This is a genomic window from Streptomyces sp. NPDC001594, from assembly GCF_042893675.1.
Lineage (GTDB): Bacteria > Actinomycetota > Actinomycetes > Streptomycetales > Streptomycetaceae > Streptomyces.
Map to the genome: position 1 here is coordinate 102256 of NZ_JBIAVB010000017.1, position 16495 is coordinate 118750.

Sequence of the window (16495 nt, forward strand, 5' to 3'; positions counted from 1 at the left end):
CCCGCTCACGCGACCGCCCGCAGGCCGCCGCCGTACGGGGCACCGCCCCCGTACGCCAGGTCGGCGCGGGCGGCGCACTCGCGGGCCGCCACGTCCCGGCCCAGCGGGGCCAGGGCGGCGGCGAACAGGAGGGCGCCCAGCGGCATCAGGTCCAGGCTCACGGCCATCACCGCCGTGCCCAGCAGCACCGCCACCGGACGCCACACCCCGGTCCGGCGCTGCACGGCGAGCTGCGTCACGAGCCACAGCAGGCCCACGTAGAACAGCATCGGCCCCACCGAGTACACCACCGGCTCCACCCCCGGCCGACTCTGGACCTGCTCGAACAGCATGTCCATGCCCGCCCGGTCGGCGGACCGGAACCCGACCGCCAGGTCGATGCCCGCCTGTGCCACGGCCGCGGCCGCACCCGCCACCCCGAGCCCCGTCGCCACCCCGGCCCCCAGCCGCGCCGCCCGCCCGGCCGGAACCGCCAGCCGCCGCATCCCGAGGAACACCGCGCCGAACAGCACGAGCCCGGCGGCCAGGAAGACGTGGCCGACGGTCCAGGCGGGACCCGGGCCGTGGTCCGGGTCGGCCAGCCGGATCACCCCGTACACCAGCACGCACAGCGGCCCCGCGACGAAGGCCCCCCGCACGACCGCGCTCCGCCGCCGCCCCCACGGCCGGCCGCCGGCCCGCCCCGCCCCGGCCCGCCGGATGATGCCTGCACTACTCGAATTCCCCTGCCCGGGCGCTTCGTTGGTCATGGCCCCGATCCTGTCCGCCCCGCCCCCGCGCAGGATCCGGCATCGCCCCCACCCCCACCCCGAGGCGACCCCGACGCACCCCTGATCCCCGCCGGCCACGACCGCGTTAGCCTGCACCGGTGAGCGTGCGTCAAACATTCGAACGAATCCGCCAGGACAGCCGCGCCCGGGTCGGGGCCCGGGCGGGCCTCGCCTTCGCGCTGACCCTCTCCGTGGCCCTCGTGCTGGCCTTCGTCCTGCGGCCCGACGCACCCGAGGGCACGGCGGACGCGGACGGGCCCGAACCCGCGCACAAGCCCGGGCTGACCGCCGCCGTCTCCGCCCCCTTCAACGCGTTCACCGAGGGCTACGACTGCTACCGCACCCCCACCCTCACCACCACCAGGAACGGCACCCTCCTGGCCATCGCCGAAGCCCGCACCGCCGGCTGCGGTGACGTCGGCGACATCGACCTCGTCCTCAAGCGCTCCACCGACGAGGGCCGCACCTGGGGCCCCCTCCAGATCATCCGCGGCGCCGGGGACCCCGGCGCCTACGGCAACCCCGCCCCCGTCGTCGACTCCGCCTCCGGCCGCGTCTCCCTCCTCTACGCCTACAGCACCTGGACCGCCGACCCCGACGGCAACCGCGTCCGCGGCCCCCGCGAACTGCGCATGGCCCACAGCACCGACGACGGCGCCGACTGGACCACCGACCCCCAGCCGCAGCCCCAGCTCAAGGGCGCCGACTGGTCCTGGGTCTCCGTCGGCCCCGGCCACGGCGTCCAGCTCACCCCCACCCGCCCCGACCGGCCAGGCCGCCTCGTCGTCAGCGCCGACTACCGCACCACATCCGGCGAATCCGGCGCCCAGCTCCTCTACAGCGACGACGGCGGCCTCAGCTGGCGGCCCGGCGCCCGCTGGGGCGCCCCCGAAGGCCGCCCCGCCCCCAACGAACCCGCCCTCACCCAGCTCCCCGACGGCCGGATCTACGTCAACGCCCGCTCCACCGCCACCTGCGGCACCGCCGACCACCGCATGTCCGCAGTCGTCGACGACGTCTCCGCGCCCCAGGTCCCCGCACCCGGCTTCGTCCCCGTCGCCGACCTCCCCGCCCCGCCCGCCGCCGGATCCGTGCTCCAGCTCCCCGGCGGCCCCCTGCTCCTGTCGGCCCCCAGCCGCCCCGGCGCCGAGTCCTCCGACCGCTGGACCCTCGCCGTGCGCACCTCCCGGGACGAGGGCCGCACCTGGTCCGAGGACGGCGCCGTCGTCCTGCGCGAGCGCGCCGGCTACTCCGACATGGCGGCCCTGCCCGGCGGCCGCGTCGGCCTGCTCTACGAGACCGCCAACGGCACCCCGCACGGCTACATCAAGTTCACCGCCTTCGGCCCCCACGAACTGCGCGCCGCCGCCGAGGACCTCACCCCCCGCCGCACCAGCGACACCACCCCCTACCGCAACCACGCCGTCGTCCACGGCGCCCCGCGCCTGGGCAACCGGCCCGGCGGCGGCAAGGCCATGCGCTTCGACGGCAAGGACGACTTCCTGCGCCTGATCGACTGCCCCGACGAACTGCGCGTCGGCGCCGACGACTTCGCCGTCGCCACCTGGGTCAAGTACAAGACCCGCGGCCAGGACAAGGAGAGCGGCACCCGCCAGCCCCTCTTCTGGGCCTACGGCCAGGGCCCCGCCGCCCCCCAGATCCGCATCGAGGCCGACCCCGCCACCGGCCGCCTCGAAGGCACCGTCAACTCCGGAACCGGCCCCGTCGCCGTCACCTCCCGCTCCCGCACCGACGACGACACCTGGCACCACGTCGTCCTCCAGCGCAGCGCCGGCCGCCTCGAACTCTCCGTGGACGGCGCCCCGCCCGCCACCGCCCCCACCCCCACCGGCCCCGCGGGCGACCTCCGCCCCACCGGCCCCTTCACCCTCCACCTCGGCACCCAGCCCGACTACAAGGCCTTCTACGCCGGCGCCCTGGACGACGTACGGATCTACGGCCGCGCCCTGTCCCGCAACGACATGGCCCGCCTGCGCGACGGCAACGACGTCACCGACCAGGAACGCGTCCACCTGCCATTCGACCGGATCTGGTGATCACTCCGGCTTGCGGGCCAGCAGCAGGCGCCAGTGCGGGGTGCCGTCCTCGCGGTGGCCGAAGGGGGGCAGCGGTACGGTCTCCACGGTGAAGCCCGCCGCCCTCAGGTCGTCGCGGACCGGGCCGAACGGGAAGGTGCGGTAGTACATGACGAAGGGCGGCCGCCACACCGCGTTGCGGATCCGCATCGCCGAGTCGAAGCCGGCCACCGCCCACCACAGGGGCGAGGTCACCGGGATCGGGGCGCCGACCGGGAAGGCGAACACGCCGCCGGGGCGCAGGGTGCGGTAGACCCCGCCGAAGAGGGCGGGGCGCTCGGCGGGGAGGAAGTGGCCGAAGGCGCCGAAGCTGACGGCCAAGTCGTACGCGTTCCAGAGCCGCTCGGGCAGGGCGAGCGCGTCGGCCCGTACGAGGTCCACGCCCTCGGGGTGGGCCCGGGCGGCCTCCGCCAGCATCCCGGCGCTGAGGTCGACCCCGGTGACCCGGTCCCGGCACAGGCGGCGCAGCATCCCCAGGCCGGCGCCGGTGCCGCAGCACAGGTCCAGGCCGGAGCCGAAGCCGCCCTCCCGCTGGGCGAGGGCCTCCTCGACGGCGTCGAGCATCCGGTCCGGGGTGCGGAACGGCGTGCGGTCGAACTTGGGGGCCAGCAGGTCGTAGCCCCGCTCGACGGAGGAGAGGGCCTGGACGGCCAGTTCGCGCAGGCTCGGGCCCTGGGAGGTGAACACGGGTTCAGGGTAGTGGCGGCGGCCGGACACGCGGATACGCGGCGGCCGCGGTGGTCCCCCTCCGGCCACCGCGACCGCCGCTCCCCCGTGCGTTCCCCCGGGTGCTGCCCGTACGTCCCCCCGTGCGGGCTCGCCCGGATTCCCCGAATCCCCCGTGGGCGAGCCCGCCCGTTCCCCCGTACGCCGTGCTCCGTGCCGGCGGCGCATCCCCCCGGCTGCGTCCACCGTCGTGCTTCCCCCGTGCTTCCCCCGTACTTTCCCCCGTACGTCCTCGGGCGGTTCCCCCGTACGTCCCCCGTACGACCGCTCAAGGTCCCCCGTACGTTTCCCCCGTACGTCCGTCCTGCCGTGTACCCCTGCCCGTTACGGGCGGGGGCCGGACGCGTGGTTGTCCATCGACACGATGTCGAGGTCCGAGGCGTGGTTGTCCAGCGGCTTCTCGCCGGGCTTGGCCACGACCGGCGGTTCGGCCGGCGGTTCGGCCGACGGGTTGATGTCGGCGCCCGAGGCGTGGTTGTCGAGCGGTCTGATGTCGCCGTCGAGCGGCAGGATGTTCTCGTTCGTCGCCATCGACTCTCTCCTGATCTCTTGTGGTGCCCGTTGGTTGTCGGGCCCGTTCGGCGATTCCCCCGTGGACCGCCGAACGGGTCGTCCTCCAGCCGTCCCGGGTGCCCCCCGACGCCCCGGGCCGATGCACTCATCCTGCCGCGCGGCGATAAACGAACGATGAACGCGGTCGTCCATCGAGCAGGGCTCCAGGTCAGGGCCTCAGGCGGCCAGTTCCGACGCCAGCAGGGCCTGCACTTCGGCCAGTTCCGCCGAACCCAGTTGCAGGAACACCGCCTCCGCGTCCCGCCAGCAGGCACGCGCCCGGTCGGGCTGGCCGAGCCGGCGCAGCGCCTTGCCCAGGACCGTCAGCACCGTCGCCCGGCGCCACTCCCCGCCGATGCCGCGCAGCGCGATGGCCTGCTCGGCGTGCTTGGCGGCCAGCGCGGGCCGCTGGGCGGCCAGGTGGGCCTCGGCGAGCCGGAAGTGGGTCACGCCCTCCCACAGCGGCTGGCGGTTGTCGTGGAAGAGGGACAGGGCCTCGCCGAGCTGGTCCAGCGCCTCCGCGAGCCGTCCGGCCTGGGTGAGCGCGATGCCCAGCGCGTAGCGGCCGTTGGCCAGGCGCAGGGTCAGGCCCATCCGGTCGTATATGGCGATGCCCTGCTGGGCGAGGTCGATGGCGCTGGACATCCGGCCCAGGACCACGTGGATCCGGGAGAGGTTGCACAGGGCGCTGGCCTCGCCGATGAAGTTGCCGTCGGCCCGGAAGTTCTCGATGGCCTCCAGCAGGAAGCGTTCGCCGTCCTCGTGCCGCTTCTGGTAGAGGGCGATGATCCCGCGGTCGTTGGGCGCCCAGCAGCTGGGCAGCGGGTCGCCGGCCAGGCGGGCCAGCTCCATGGCCTGGCGGGCCTGTTCGTCGGCCTCGGCGAACCGGCCCACGAAGAGGTGGACCATGGTGAGGGTGGTCCGGGCCCGGCCCTCGCTGCGCGGGTCCCGCGCGGCGCGCGCCGCCTCGCACAGGGTCAGCGCGGCCAGCTCGTACTGCTTGGAGTTGGCGCCGGACTCGGAGAGGTCCTTGGCGGCCCACAGCAGGTCCACGGCCCGGCGCAGGGCCCCGGGCCGGCCGGCGGACTGGCGTACGCAGGCCAGCAGCGGGTCGGCCTCGGCGAAGAGCCAGTCCAGGGCGGCGCGGGGTTCGCCGAGGACGAGTCCGGGGTGGCGGGTCTCGGAGAGGTGGGCGGGCAGCCGGTCGCCGGGCCGCTCCAGGGCGTACACGCGGGAGGCGGTGGCGAGGTAGAAGTCGAGGAGCCGGTCGAGGGCGGCCTCGCGTCCGCCTTCGGGCCGTTCGTCGCGTTCGGCGCAGGCACGCGCGTAGAGGCGGACGAGGTCGTGGAAGCGGTAGCGGCCGGGGGCGGCCGATTCCAGGAGGGAGCAGTCGACTAAGGCTTCGAGGAGGTCCTCGGTGTCGTGCTCGGCCAGGTCGAGGGCGGCGGCCGCGGCGGGCAGGGAGATGTCGGGGCCGTCGGCGAGGCCGAGCAGGCGGAAGGCGCGCTGCTGGGCGGGTTCCAGCTGGCCGTAGCCGAGCTCGAAGGTGGCCTTGACGGCGAGGTCGCCGGACTGGAGTTCGTCGAGGCGGCGGCGTTCGTCGGCGAGTTTGGCGGCGAGGACGGAGACGGTCCAGGTGCGGCGGGCGGCGAGCCGGGAGGCGGCGATGCGGATGGCCAGCGGCAGGAACCCGCAGGCGCCGACGACGTCGAGGGCGGCCTGGCGTTCGGCACCGACGCGTTCGCTGCCGACGATGCGGGTGAACAGCTGCAGGGCCTCCTCGGGGCTCATCACGTCGAGGTCGACGAGATGGGCGCCGGCGAGGCCCGACATCCGGACCCGGCTGGTGACGAGGGCGGCGCAGCCCGCGGTGCCCGGCAGTAGCGGGCGGACCTGGGCGGCGTCGCGGGCGTTGTCGAGGAGGACCAGGACGCGGCGGCCGTCGAGGGTGGAGCGGTAGAGGGCGGCCCGGTCGGCGGCGGAGTCGGGGATGGCGCTGTCGGGGGTGCCCAGGGCCCGCAGGAAGGAGCCGAGGACGGCTTCGGGGAGGGCGGGGCGGGGTTCGGTGCCCTGGAGGTCCACGTAGAGCTGGCCGTCGGGGAAGTGGGGGCGGGCGGCGTGCGCGACGTGCACGGCGAGGGTGGTCTTGCCGACGCCCCCGATGCCGGCCAGCGCGGAGACGGCCATGACCTGGCCGTCGGAGCCCGCGAGGATCTCGCCGAGCTCGCTGACGAACGGGGTGCGGCCGGTGAAGTCCGGGACGGTGGCGGGCAGTTGTGCGGGGCGTACGGGCGCTGGGGTGGCGGCCGGGGCGGGGTCCTCGGTGCGGGCCAGTTCGGCGTCCGCGTTGAGGATGCGCTGCTGGAGGACGGAGAGCTCGGGCCGCGGGTCGACGCCGAGCTCGTCGGCGAGGAGTCGGCGGGTGTCGGCGTACACGGCGAGGGCCTCGGCCTGGCGGCCGCTGCGGTAGAGGGCGAGCATCAGCAGCTCGCGCAGCCGCTCGCGCAGCGGGTGGGCGGCGGTGAGGGCGGTGAGCTCGGACACGGCCTCGGCGTGCTGGCCGACCTCCAGGTCCAGGTCGAGGCGGGTCTCCAGCAGCTGGAAGCGCCATTCGGTGAGCCGGGTCCGCTCCGTCTCGGCGTGCGGTCCGGGGACCCCGGCGAGGGGTTCGCCGTCCCACAGGTCCAGGGCGCGGGCCAGCAGGGTCCGGGCGAGGGCGCGGTCCCCGGCGGTGCGGGCCCGCTCGGCGTCGGAGGCGAGGCCGCGGGCGATGGCGAGGTCGAGGGACTCCTGGTGGCGCAGCCGGATGGCGTAGCCGCCGGCGTCGCTGACGAGGAGGCCGGGGTCGAGGACCTTGCGGAGCCGGGAGGCGTAGGTGCGGATGGTGGCGAGGGCCTGCTGCGGGGGGTCCTCGCCCCAGATGGCGTCGATCAGCTCGGGCGCGGTGGCGGTGCGGCCGTCGCGCAGGAGCAGGGCGGCGAGGAGGGCCCGCTGCTGGGGGCTGCCGGAGGGCAGGGCCTGGCCGCCGCGCCAGGCCCGGATGGGTCCGAGCACGGCGAAGCGGTTGTCGCCGACGGCTCCGGCCGAGGTGGCCGTTCCGGCCGACGTGGCCGTTCGGGCCGGTGCAGCTGCTCCGGTCGGCGCGGCCGCTCCGGGCGTGCCGGGACCGTCGGAGACGCGCGGCTGGTGCGGGATGGCCGGTCCGCCGTCCATCTGTCCTCCCCCTGCCTTCCGTCGGTTCAAGGGCAAGTCTGCCCTGTGTTGAACGTACGCGTCAGTCCGCGGCGGAGCCATCCGCTCCTGGCCGGTGAACGACTGGCGCCCAAGGAGCTGACGGTTCGTCAGATCAGCGCTACCTTAAGGTCCATGGAGACCTTCCCCAAGATCATCTCGGTGGACGACCACACGGTTGAACCCCCTCACGTCTGGCGGGACCGGCTCCCGTCCAGGTATCGCGACACCGGCCCACGGATCGTCCGCGCCCCCCTGAAGGAAATGACCTTCCTCGGCGGGAAGTTCGCCCCCGTCATGGGCGCGAAGGGCGACGACGGACCCGTCGGGGACTGGTGGGTGTACGAGGACCTGCACCGGCCGCTCACCCGCCTCGACACCGCCGTCGGGTACGACCGTGACGAGATCAAACTGGAAGTCATCACCTACGAGCAGATGCGCCCGGGCTCCTTCTCGGTTCCCGAGCGCCTCGCCGACATGGACGTCAACCACGTCCAGTCCGCCCTCTGCTTCCCGACCTTCCCGCGCTTCTGCGGCCAGACCTTCACCGAGGCCAAGGACCGCGAACTCGGCCTCCTCGGCGTCCGCGCGTACAACGACTGGATGGTGGAGGAGTGGTGCGGGCCCGAGGCCGGGGGCCGACTCATCCCCCTGACCCTCGTCCCGCTGTGGGACGCCCGGCTCGCCGCCGAGGAGGTGCGCCGCAACGCCGCGCGGGGCGTGCGCGCCGTCGCCTTCTCCGAGATACCCCCGCACCTGGGGCTCCCGTCCATCCACACCGACGCGTGGGACCCCTTCCTCCAGGCCTGCGACGAGACCGGCACGGTCATCGCCATGCACATCGGCTCCTCCTCGCGCATGCCGTCCACCTCCGCCGACGCCCCGCCGGCCGTCGGCTCCACCATCACCTTTGCCAACTGCTGCTTCTCGATGGTCGACTGGCTGATGAGCGGCAAGTTCGAGCGCTTCCCCCGCCTCAAGATCATGTACGCGGAGGGCCAGATCGGCTGGATTCCGTACATCCTGGAGCGCGCGAACGTCGTCTGGGAGGAGAACCGCGGTTGGGGCGGGGTCGCCGACAAGGTCCACCGCCCGCCGTCCGAGCTCTTCGCCGAGCACGTCTTCGGCTGCTTCTTCGACGACGCCTTCGGCCTGAAGAACCTCGACTCCATCGGCGTCGGCAACGTCCTCTACGAGACCGACTACCCGCACTCGGACTCCACCTGGCCCAAGTCGCGCGAGGTCGGCCAGGCCCAGATGGGTCACCTCGACCCCGAGGTCGTCGACCGCATCGTGCGCGGCAACGCCATCGACCTGCTCGGGCTCACCCCGGAGGGGCTCTGGGCGGGAGCCTGAGACCCCGCGGGGGGCGGGAGCCCGCATGCGGCCCCCGCCCCCCGCCCCCCGCCCCGGCGGACCGGACGGCGATCAGACGGCGGTGGCGCCCGTCCGACCCGTCCCGCCCGTCCCGCCCGTTTCGCCCGTCCCGCACGTCCCGCCCGTCACCACGGGCCGGACGTGCGTCAGCAGCAGCTCCAGGAAGCGGTCCGGACGGCGCAGCGCCGCGAAGTGGCTCGCGCCCTCGATCAGCGCGAAGGCCTTCACCGGCGCCTCCACCGCGTCGAAGAACGCCTTGGCGCGGGCCGCCGGGGTGATCACGTCCAGGGCGCCCTGGAAGACGAAGAACGGCACCTCGAACCGGGTGCCCTCCGCCCGGTCGTCGAAGCCGTGCGTCCCCGCGGTGACGGGCTCGGAGAAGCCCTGCCCCTTGAAGTACGCGACGATCCGGGCGGGGGAGTACAGCGGGGACAGCCACATCGAGCCCAGGACCACCTTCTTGACCGTGTCCAGCGTCAGCCGGTCGCTGCCGGCGCACAGCTTGTCGTACGCCGTCCGCTGCGCCGGGGTCCAGCGGCGCCAGTCCGAGCCCATCGCCTCCAGCCTCGCCACGTCCTTGGCCTTACCGGCCGCCCGCAGCCGTTCCAGCGTGGCGTCGTAGGCGGAGGTGTCCCGCCCGGCCTCCAGGACGTTCTGGTCGGTGCCGACGTACGCCGAGAACAGCTCGGGGTGGCTGCGCGCCAGCCGGAGCCCGAACACCGTGCCGAAGGAGCTCGGCAGCAGCACCACGCGGTCGACGCCGAGGCGCGCTCGGACGTGGTGGACGACCTCCAGCGCGTCCGCGTACAGCCGCTCGAAGGACGGCTCGCCGCCCTGGCCGGAGGGGCCGCCGTGGGCGAAGGTCAGCCCGGCGCCGCGCATGTCCCAGCGGACCAGGGTGAAGTGCTCCTCCCAGGCCCGGGTGCGGGCCCCGTACGGGGAGTTCGCCGCGCCCGGGCCGCCGTGCAGCTCCAGCAGCACCGGGTTGGCCCGGTCCTCGCCGCGCACCGAGATCCACTGGTCGATCCCGCCGATGCGGACGAAGCCCTGCTCGTCGATGCCGTTCGGGGTGTCGATGCGCATCAGGCGGGCGTTCGCGGACCGGCGCACGGCGCGGTGGGCGAAGAGGCCGGCGACGGGGACGGCGAGCGCGGCGGCGGTGGTCACGGCGGTGGCGGCGATGATCCCGAACATTACTGTTTCCCCCAGATACTGTTTTGCTGACGAGGAGGAGACTACGGCAACGGAGCGGTTTGTAAAGGGGGTTGGGGGCGTGCGTTCCGGCCGTCCGGCGGCGCCGGGATCCCGCCATCCCAGCGGCGCGCGAGCTCCGCACCTTGCACCCCGGCCCGTCGCCGGGGCATGCTTCGCCAGGGCAAAGCGGGAGGGATCATGGCGGTGGACAAGCGGTCCGTGGTGACGGCGGTGCTCTGCGCCGTGGCGGCACTGGGCGCCTCGGCGGCGGTCGCCGAACTCGTCCCGCCCCCCGAGGCGGCCGCCCCCGTGCACGCCAAGTCGGCCGCCGCGCCCTCCGGCCCGCCGAGCACCTCCTCGCGCCCGCAGGCGTCGAAGCCGCAGCTCGCCAAGGACCGGCAGACCCCCGCCGCGCCCGGCCAGGCCAACCAGGCCAAGACCACCGCCTTCACCGGCGCCCTGTTCACCGGCAGCCTCGAAGGCGACCACTTCTGCACCGCGACGGTGGTCCGCAGCCCCGGCAAGAACATGCTCGTGACCGCCGGGCACTGCCTCCTGGAAGGGCAGCAGTCCCGCGACGGGGGAGCCGTCTTCGCACCCGGATACGCGAACGGCGTCGCCCCGTACGGGGTCTGGAAGATAGAGCAGGTCTTCGAGGACAAGCGCTGGGCCGACGACACGGACGACGACTACGACCTCGCCTTCGCCCGCCTCGCCCCCGACGACAAGGGCCGCAACATCGAGGACATCACCGGCGGCGCCCCCCTCGACACCAGCGGCCGCGCCGGCGAGGAGGTCACGGTGACGGGCTACCCCGCCGACCGCAAGGTCCCCCGCACCTGCACGGCGGTCGCCGTACGCACCAGCGAGCGCGAACAGCGCTTCGACTGCGCCGACTTCCCCGGCGGGACCAGCGGCAGCGCCTGGCTCGGCCGCGACGGCAAGATCATCGGCATCCTGACGGGCGGCGACACGGACGACGTCTCCACCAGCACCGTCCTCGGCGACTACGCCGCCCAGCTCTACGCGAAGGCCACCGCACCGGTGAAGCCCTGACGGCCGGGCCGCCCGGCTCCGTCCGGGGCGGCGTCCTCCCCCGTGCGGGGGAGGGCGGCTCCCTCCCGCGCACGATGTCCGGCGGGCCGCTTCCGGCCAGGATCGGGGGCGACCCGACCGCCGCTCCCGGAGGAGACCGCCGCCATGCGCCGCACGTTCCTGCGCCTCGCCGTCCCGCTCGCCCTCGCCGCCGCCCTCACCGCCACGGCCTACCTCCCGGCCCCGGCGGCGGAGGCGCATCCGGCTGTGGTGGCGTCTCCGGCGGCGGCGTCCCCGGCCGCCCTCGCCGGAAGGGGGCCCGAGAACGTCAACTGGGGCGACTCGACCCGGCAGGCCGACTCCGCCCTGGCGGCGGGCGGCTACGCCCTGGCTACACCCCGCCCTCGATGAGGGTCCAGCCGGGAGAGATGCCGTCCAGGGGGCCGACGTTCTTGTAGTCGCCGTCGACCAGCGTCGCGGTCGAGGCGGTGCCGTCGGAGTTGTAGAAGATCAGGCTGTCCGCGGTCCGGCCCACCTTCTCCCAGAGGGGGACGGTGCCGACACCGCCGAACTGGGAGATCCAGCCGTTGGCCGCCTCGCCCGCGCGGAGGGCGAGTTTCCCTTCCGCCTTCGCCCAGGACAGTACCGAGTCCCTGGTGGCGGTCAGCTGGCCCAGATGCTTCTCCTCCCCCAGGAAGAGGCTGCTCGTGTGTGAGTAGGCGCCGCCCTCCAGCTTTCCGTACTCGCTCCCGTCCCACGAGAAGGTGGCCGACCCCGGCCGGGCCTCCGCGAGGAGGGTGTCGCACGAGACGGCCATCGCCACCCAGCCCTTGTTGAAGTTGTCGTACGTGTGCACCTGTTGGTACTTGCCGTCGCGCAAGGTGCCGGTGACGGCGCGGCCGGTCGGGGCGTTGTAGAAGATCACCGAGTCGCCCGAGGCCTCGACCTGGGTCCAGCCCTTCGGGAAGTCGGCGTAAGTCCGGGTGCGGGCGTACTCGCCGTACGAGAAGGTGCCGACCTCCGCAGCACCGGTGATCTTGTTGTACAGCAGCAGCGAATCGTGGCTCGCCGCGGCGTGCGTGTAGCCGCGCGGCAGGTGGAACTCCCCGTTGGACTCCCAATCGCCACCGGAGAGGGTGCCGGTGACGGCGGAGCCGCTGTCGACTCGGTAGAAGAGGATCGAGGCGTTCCCGCCGCTGCCGAAGCAGGACACGGAAGCGGAGGCGGGGGTGGCGGGACCCGCCGACAGGACCGCGACCACCGCGGCCGCCAGCGTGGCCACCAGGGATTTCCTCATCACTGCCCCATTTCGTCGCGCGTGGGCGAGCGCGTCGTGCGTCGTGCGTCGGGTGCGGTGTGGGGTGTGGGCCGTGCGGACGGACCGAGCTCCGGACCGGGCGTCCACCGGCGATTCCCGCCCGCGTGCGACGCGACGCCCTCATCCATTCTGCGCCGCATCGGGACCCGTCGCATCCAGGCCCGGCGCCCTAGGATGGGAACATGCTTTCGAATTACGGCCCGGCCGTGCCGGGGGAGCGCCCGCCCCTGACCACCGATCTCACCGGGGCCGAACTCACCCGCTGGTACTGGACCCTGGCCGAGCTGACCGCGCTCGCCCGCCGGCTCGACGTGCCCCGCGGAGGCGGCAAGGAGGCGCTCACGGAGCGGCTGCGGGCCGCGCTCGACGGGGAACCGCTCCCCGCCGCCGCCCCCCGCCGGGCCGCGGCCGTCCGGCAGCTCTCCGCCCCGGTGGACGGCGCCACGGTGATCCCCGACGGCCAGCGGTGCAGCCAGGTGCTGCGGGAGTTCTTCCGGCGGGAGATCGGCCCGGCATTCCACTTCGACGCACACATGCGGGCCTACGTCGCGGAGAACCCCGGCCGCACCCTCGCCGAAGCCGTCGCCCACTGGCACACCACCCGTGACGTGGCGGCCGAACCCCAGGAGATCGGCGCCCAGTTCGAGTTCAACCGCTTCCTGCGCGCCTGGCACGCCGACCATCCGGCGGGCACGAGGGAGGAGGCCCTGGAGGCCTGGCGCACCCACCGCTCGGCACCCCGGCACCCCGCCGGAACCGGCGGTACGTCCTGAAAAATGCGTTGAGCCGCCACGGCGGCGCGGCCGAGTATGGCTGTCCATGGGACATCTCGAAGCCTCGCACCTGGAGTACTACCTGCCCGACGGGAGGGTGCTGCTCGGCGACGCCTCGTTCAGAGTGGGCGAGGGGTCCGTGGCCGCCCTGGTCGGCGCCAACGGCGCGGGCAAGACGACGCTGCTGCGGCTGCTGTCGGGCGAGCTGCAGCCCCACGGCGGGAGCGTCACCTCCAGCGGCGGCATCGGGGTCATGCACCAGTTCGTCGGCTCCGTACGGGACGAACGCACCGTCCGCGACCTGCTCGTCTCCGTGTCCCCGCCGCGGATCCGGCAGGCCGCGGCCGCCGTGGACGCGGCCGAGCACCTGATCATGACGGTCGACGACGAGGCCGCGCAGCTGGCCTACGCCCAGGCGCTCAGCGACTGGGCCGAGGTCCGCGGGTACGAGGCCGAGACCGTCTGGGACATGTGCACGACGGCCGCCCTCGGCACCCCCTACGAGCGGGCCCGGTTCCGGGAGGTGCGGACCCTGTCCGGCGGCGAGCAGAAACGGCTCGTGCTGGAGGCGCTGCTGCGCGGACCGGACGAGGTGCTCCTGCTGGACGAGCCGGACAACTACCTCGACGTACCCGGCAAGCGCTGGCTGGAGGAGCGGCTGCGGGAGACCCGCAAGACGGTCCTGTTCATCTCCCACGACCGGGAACTGCTGGCGCGCGCCGCGCAGCGCATCGTGGCGGTGGAACCCGGCCCGGCCGGCTCCGACGTATGGGTCCACGGCGGGGGCTTCGGGACCTTCCACGCGGCACGGGAGGAGCGGTTCGCGCGCTTCGACGAACTGCGCCGCCGCTGGGACGAGAAGCGCGCGCAGCTGAAACGGCTCGTCCAGGACCTCCAGCAGTACGCCGCGCGCAGCGACGAGATGGCCTCCCGCTACCAGGCGGCCAAGACCCGACTGCGCAGGTTCGAGGAGGCCGGCCCGCCGCCGGAGCCGCCGCGCAAGCAGGAGATCCGGATGCGCCTGCAGGGCGGCCGCACCGGGGTGCGGGCCGTGGTCTGCGAGGAGCTGGAACTCACCGGGCTGATGAAGCCGTTCTCCCTGGAGGTCTTCTACGGGGAGCGCGTCGCGGTCCTCGGGTCGAACGGCTCGGGCAAGTCGCACTTCCTGCGGCTGCTCGCGGGCGAGGACGTCCGGCACACGGGTGCGTGGAAGCTGGGCGCACGGGTGGTGCCGGGGCACTTCGCCCAGACGCACGCCCATCCCGAGCTGGTGGGACGCACCCTGGTCGACGTCCTGTGGACCGAGCACGCCAAGGACCGGGGCGGGGCGATGTCGGCGCTGCGGCGCTACGAGCTGGAGCGCCAGGGGGACCAGCCCTTCGACAAGCTGTCGGGCGGCCAGCAGGCCCGCTTCCAGATCCTGCTGCTGGAGCTGGCGGGCACCACCGCGCTCTTCCTCGACGAGCCGACGGACAACCTCGACCTGGAGTCGGCGGAGGCCCTGCAGGAGGGCCTGGAGGCGTACGAGGGCACGGTGCTGGCGGTCACGCACGACCGCTGGTTCGCCCGCTCCTTCGACCGCTACCTGGTGTTCGGCTCGGACGGCGTCGTTCGCGAGACCGCCGAGCCGGTGTGGGACGAGCGGAGGGTCGAGCGGGTGCGGTGAGGGGGGGGGCTCTCGTTCTGGGCCCGGGGGTCGGGGGCGGGGGCCCTCGTCCTGGGCTCGGTCCTCAGGTGACCAGGCCGAGGTGGACGGGTTCGGCCCGGGCGGCGCGGAGGAGGTCCGGCAGGCGCGGGGGCCAGAGGGGCTCGCCGAGGGTGGCCAGCCGCTCCGGCGAGAGCCACTGCCAGTGGATGCCGGGGTCCTCGAGGACGGGCTCCCGGTGCGGGCCGGTGGTGACGTAGATGTGCTCGTGCTGCCGGACGGGGATGCCCTCGTGGGTGAAGTCGTGCTCCCAGGTGCACAGCAACCGCTGCGGCTCCAGGTCGGTCCACCCGGTCTCCTCGCGCAGCTCCCGCCGCACGCACTCCTCGGGGGTCTCACCGGGATCCATCCCGCCGCCCGGGGGCAGCCAGTGGACGCCGACTTCGACATTGTTCTCCCGGAACAGGAAAACCGCCCCGCTGGGGGAGAGGACGACAAGGCGCGCTGCCTGACGCGGAGTTCTCATCACCGCAGGGTACGGCGGGGGACGCCCCGGGCGGGAGGGGTCGGCACCGGGCTGGGGGCGCGTCAGATCGCTACGCGCTCCTCCGGTCTCGGCGTCTACCGGCCGTCACGGGCTGATGGCCGCACCAGAGGACGACAGGACGGGCATGCGGGGACGGGAGGTGTCGGGGTTCCGGTTCTTGGGGGGCGGGGGTGGTCTGGGGCTGATCTTGGCTGTAGAGTTCATCTCGAGCTCGCGGCCGGGAAACCGGTGGTGGGACTGGCGTTGGTGGTCCAAGGAAAGGCACCCCACTTCCTGTGGGGGGATGCAGGTGCAAGGCCTGCCCAGCGCTCGATCAAGGCCCCGGCCTCCTCAGGGAGGTCGGGGCCTTTCGCGTCAGATGGCGGTGGAGACCGACATGTGGCGCCACGTGTCGAGTTCGCGCCGCACCAGGGCCAGCTTCGCCTCGACGCGTTCGACCGCGTCCGTGCCCAGCTGCAGGCGCAGCGGCGGTTCGGCGGCCTCCGTGATGTCGACGACTGCCTTGGCGGCCTTCACCGGATCGCCCGGCTGGAGGCCGTCGTTCGCGGCCAGCGCCTCGCGCACCGGACCCGCGCCGGCTGCGTAGTCGGGGAGGGTGGCGGGCTCGAAGCGGATGCTCGAGCTGTTGAGGAAGTCGGTGCGGAAGCCGCCCGGCTCGATGATGGTGACGTGGATGCCGAGGGGTGCGAGTTCGCCGTGCAGCGCCTCCGAGATGCCTTCGAGGGCGAATTTCGACGCGCCGTACAAGCCCACCGCGGGGGCGGTCGCGAAGCCGCCGACGGAGCCGATGTTCAGGACGTGTCCGGAACGCTGGGACCGCAGGGCCGGCAGGGTCGCCCGCAGCGTGTTGAGCACGCCGAACACGTTGACGTCGAACAGGGCCCGCACCGCCTCGTCGGAGGTCTCCTCGACCGCGCCCACGAGCCCGTAGCCGGCGTTGTTGACCACGACGTCGATGCGCCCGAACTCCGCCAGCCCGGCCTCCACCGCGCGCGCCAGCTGCTCCGGCCGGGTGACGTCCGCGTCCACCGCCAGCAGCCCTCCCGGCTTCTCCGGGTACGCCTTGAGCACCGCCGACGCGTCCCGCGCCGTCGCGATCACGCGGTGTCCCCGCTCCAGCGCCTCACGGGTGATCTCCGCTCCGAGCCCACGCGAGGCACCGGTGACGAACCACACGCTCATGTTCTCCCCCAATTCCGATCGTCCGACTGGCCGACGAGTCGACGGTAGG

Annotated in this window: 14 protein-coding genes and 1 tRNA gene; 7 read left to right on the plus strand and 8 right to left on the minus strand. The window is 73.8% G+C overall.

What is annotated here, in order from left to right; translation table 11 throughout:
• Positions 1-5: 5 nt before the first annotated feature.
• Complete coding sequence (locus tag ACFY0O_RS29790) at positions 6-749, minus strand: hypothetical protein (RefSeq protein WP_388952247.1); 744 nt, start codon at positions 747-749, stop codon at positions 6-8.
• Positions 750-868: 119 nt separating this feature from the next.
• Between ACFY0O_RS29790 and ACFY0O_RS29795 the strand changes: the two genes are divergently transcribed.
• Positions 869-2827, plus strand: coding sequence for an exo-alpha-sialidase (locus tag ACFY0O_RS29795; RefSeq protein WP_388952249.1), 1959 nt, complete (start codon positions 869-871; stop codon positions 2825-2827).
• Here ACFY0O_RS29795 and ACFY0O_RS29800 read toward each other — a convergent pair whose 3' ends face one another.
• The 3 genes from ACFY0O_RS29800 to ACFY0O_RS29810 form a co-directional block, all read right to left on the minus strand.
• A complete protein-coding gene (locus ACFY0O_RS29800) occupies positions 2828-3553 on the minus strand; it encodes a methyltransferase domain-containing protein (protein ID WP_388952252.1) in 726 nt (241 codons plus the stop codon). It abuts the gene before it with no gap.
• A 363-nt stretch (positions 3554-3916) separates the two neighbouring features.
• A complete protein-coding gene (locus ACFY0O_RS29805) occupies positions 3917-4123 on the minus strand; it encodes a hypothetical protein (RefSeq protein WP_388952255.1) in 207 nt (68 codons plus the stop codon).
• 198 nt (positions 4124-4321) lie between these two features.
• Entirely contained in the window at positions 4322-7357 is a 3036-nt protein-coding gene (locus ACFY0O_RS29810) for a BTAD domain-containing putative transcriptional regulator (RefSeq protein WP_388952258.1), read from the minus strand.
• 153 nt (positions 7358-7510) lie between these two features.
• Between ACFY0O_RS29810 and ACFY0O_RS29815 the strand changes: the two genes are divergently transcribed.
• Entirely contained in the window at positions 7511-8731 is a 1221-nt protein-coding gene (locus tag ACFY0O_RS29815) for an amidohydrolase family protein (RefSeq protein ID WP_388952259.1), read from the plus strand.
• Between the two features lie 72 nt (positions 8732-8803).
• Here the strand turns inward: ACFY0O_RS29815 and ACFY0O_RS29820 are convergent, their stop codons facing one another.
• Positions 8804-9946 carry an alpha/beta fold hydrolase gene (locus ACFY0O_RS29820; protein WP_388952262.1) on the minus strand — a complete coding sequence of 381 codons (1143 nt, stop codon included), beginning with the start codon at positions 9944-9946 and terminating at the stop codon, positions 8804-8806.
• A gap of 198 nt (positions 9947-10144) precedes the next feature.
• Here ACFY0O_RS29820 and ACFY0O_RS29825 point away from each other — a divergent pair, with 198 nt between their 5' ends.
• Entirely contained in the window at positions 10145-11002 is an 858-nt protein-coding gene (locus ACFY0O_RS29825; protein WP_388952264.1) for a trypsin-like serine peptidase, read from the plus strand.
• 144 nt (positions 11003-11146) lie between these two features.
• Complete coding sequence (locus ACFY0O_RS29830; RefSeq protein WP_388952266.1) at positions 11147-11392, plus strand: hypothetical protein; 246 nt, start codon at positions 11147-11149, stop codon at positions 11390-11392.
• Here ACFY0O_RS29830 and ACFY0O_RS29835 read toward each other — a convergent pair.
• Entirely contained in the window at positions 11373-12278 is a 906-nt protein-coding gene (locus tag ACFY0O_RS29835; RefSeq protein WP_388952268.1) for a hypothetical protein, read from the minus strand. The two genes, ACFY0O_RS29830 and ACFY0O_RS29835, sit on opposite strands and share 20 nt — an antisense overlap.
• A 203-nt stretch (positions 12279-12481) precedes the next feature.
• On the opposite strand from ACFY0O_RS29835, the gene ACFY0O_RS29840 reads away from it, so the two are divergent.
• Both ACFY0O_RS29840 and ACFY0O_RS29845 read left to right on the plus strand, forming a co-directional pair.
• Positions 12482-13072 carry a DUF6434 domain-containing protein gene (locus tag ACFY0O_RS29840; RefSeq protein ID WP_388952271.1) on the plus strand — a complete coding sequence of 197 codons (591 nt, stop codon included), beginning with the start codon at positions 12482-12484 and terminating at the stop codon, positions 13070-13072.
• 46 nt (positions 13073-13118) lie between these two features.
• Positions 13119-14738, plus strand: coding sequence for an ATP-binding cassette domain-containing protein (locus ACFY0O_RS29845; protein WP_388952273.1), 1620 nt, complete (start codon positions 13119-13121; stop codon positions 14736-14738).
• Positions 14739-14802: 64 nt separating this feature from the next.
• Here the strand turns inward: ACFY0O_RS29845 and ACFY0O_RS29850 are convergent, their stop codons facing one another.
• A complete protein-coding gene (locus tag ACFY0O_RS29850; RefSeq protein ID WP_388952275.1) occupies positions 14803-15243 on the minus strand; it encodes an NUDIX hydrolase in 441 nt (146 codons plus the stop codon).
• A 261-nt stretch (positions 15244-15504) separates the two neighbouring features.
• Here ACFY0O_RS29850 and ACFY0O_RS29855 point away from each other — a divergent pair.
• A tRNA-Gly gene (locus tag ACFY0O_RS29855) sits at positions 15505-15574 on the plus strand.
• A gap of 44 nt (positions 15575-15618) precedes the next feature.
• On the opposite strand, the gene ACFY0O_RS29860 is transcribed toward ACFY0O_RS29855, so the two are convergent.
• The gene (locus tag ACFY0O_RS29860; protein WP_388952278.1) at positions 15619-16446 is read right to left on the minus strand and encodes an oxidoreductase; all 828 of its coding nucleotides are present in this window, start codon (positions 16444-16446) and stop codon (positions 15619-15621) included.
• Between the last annotated feature and the right edge of the window lie 49 nt (positions 16447-16495).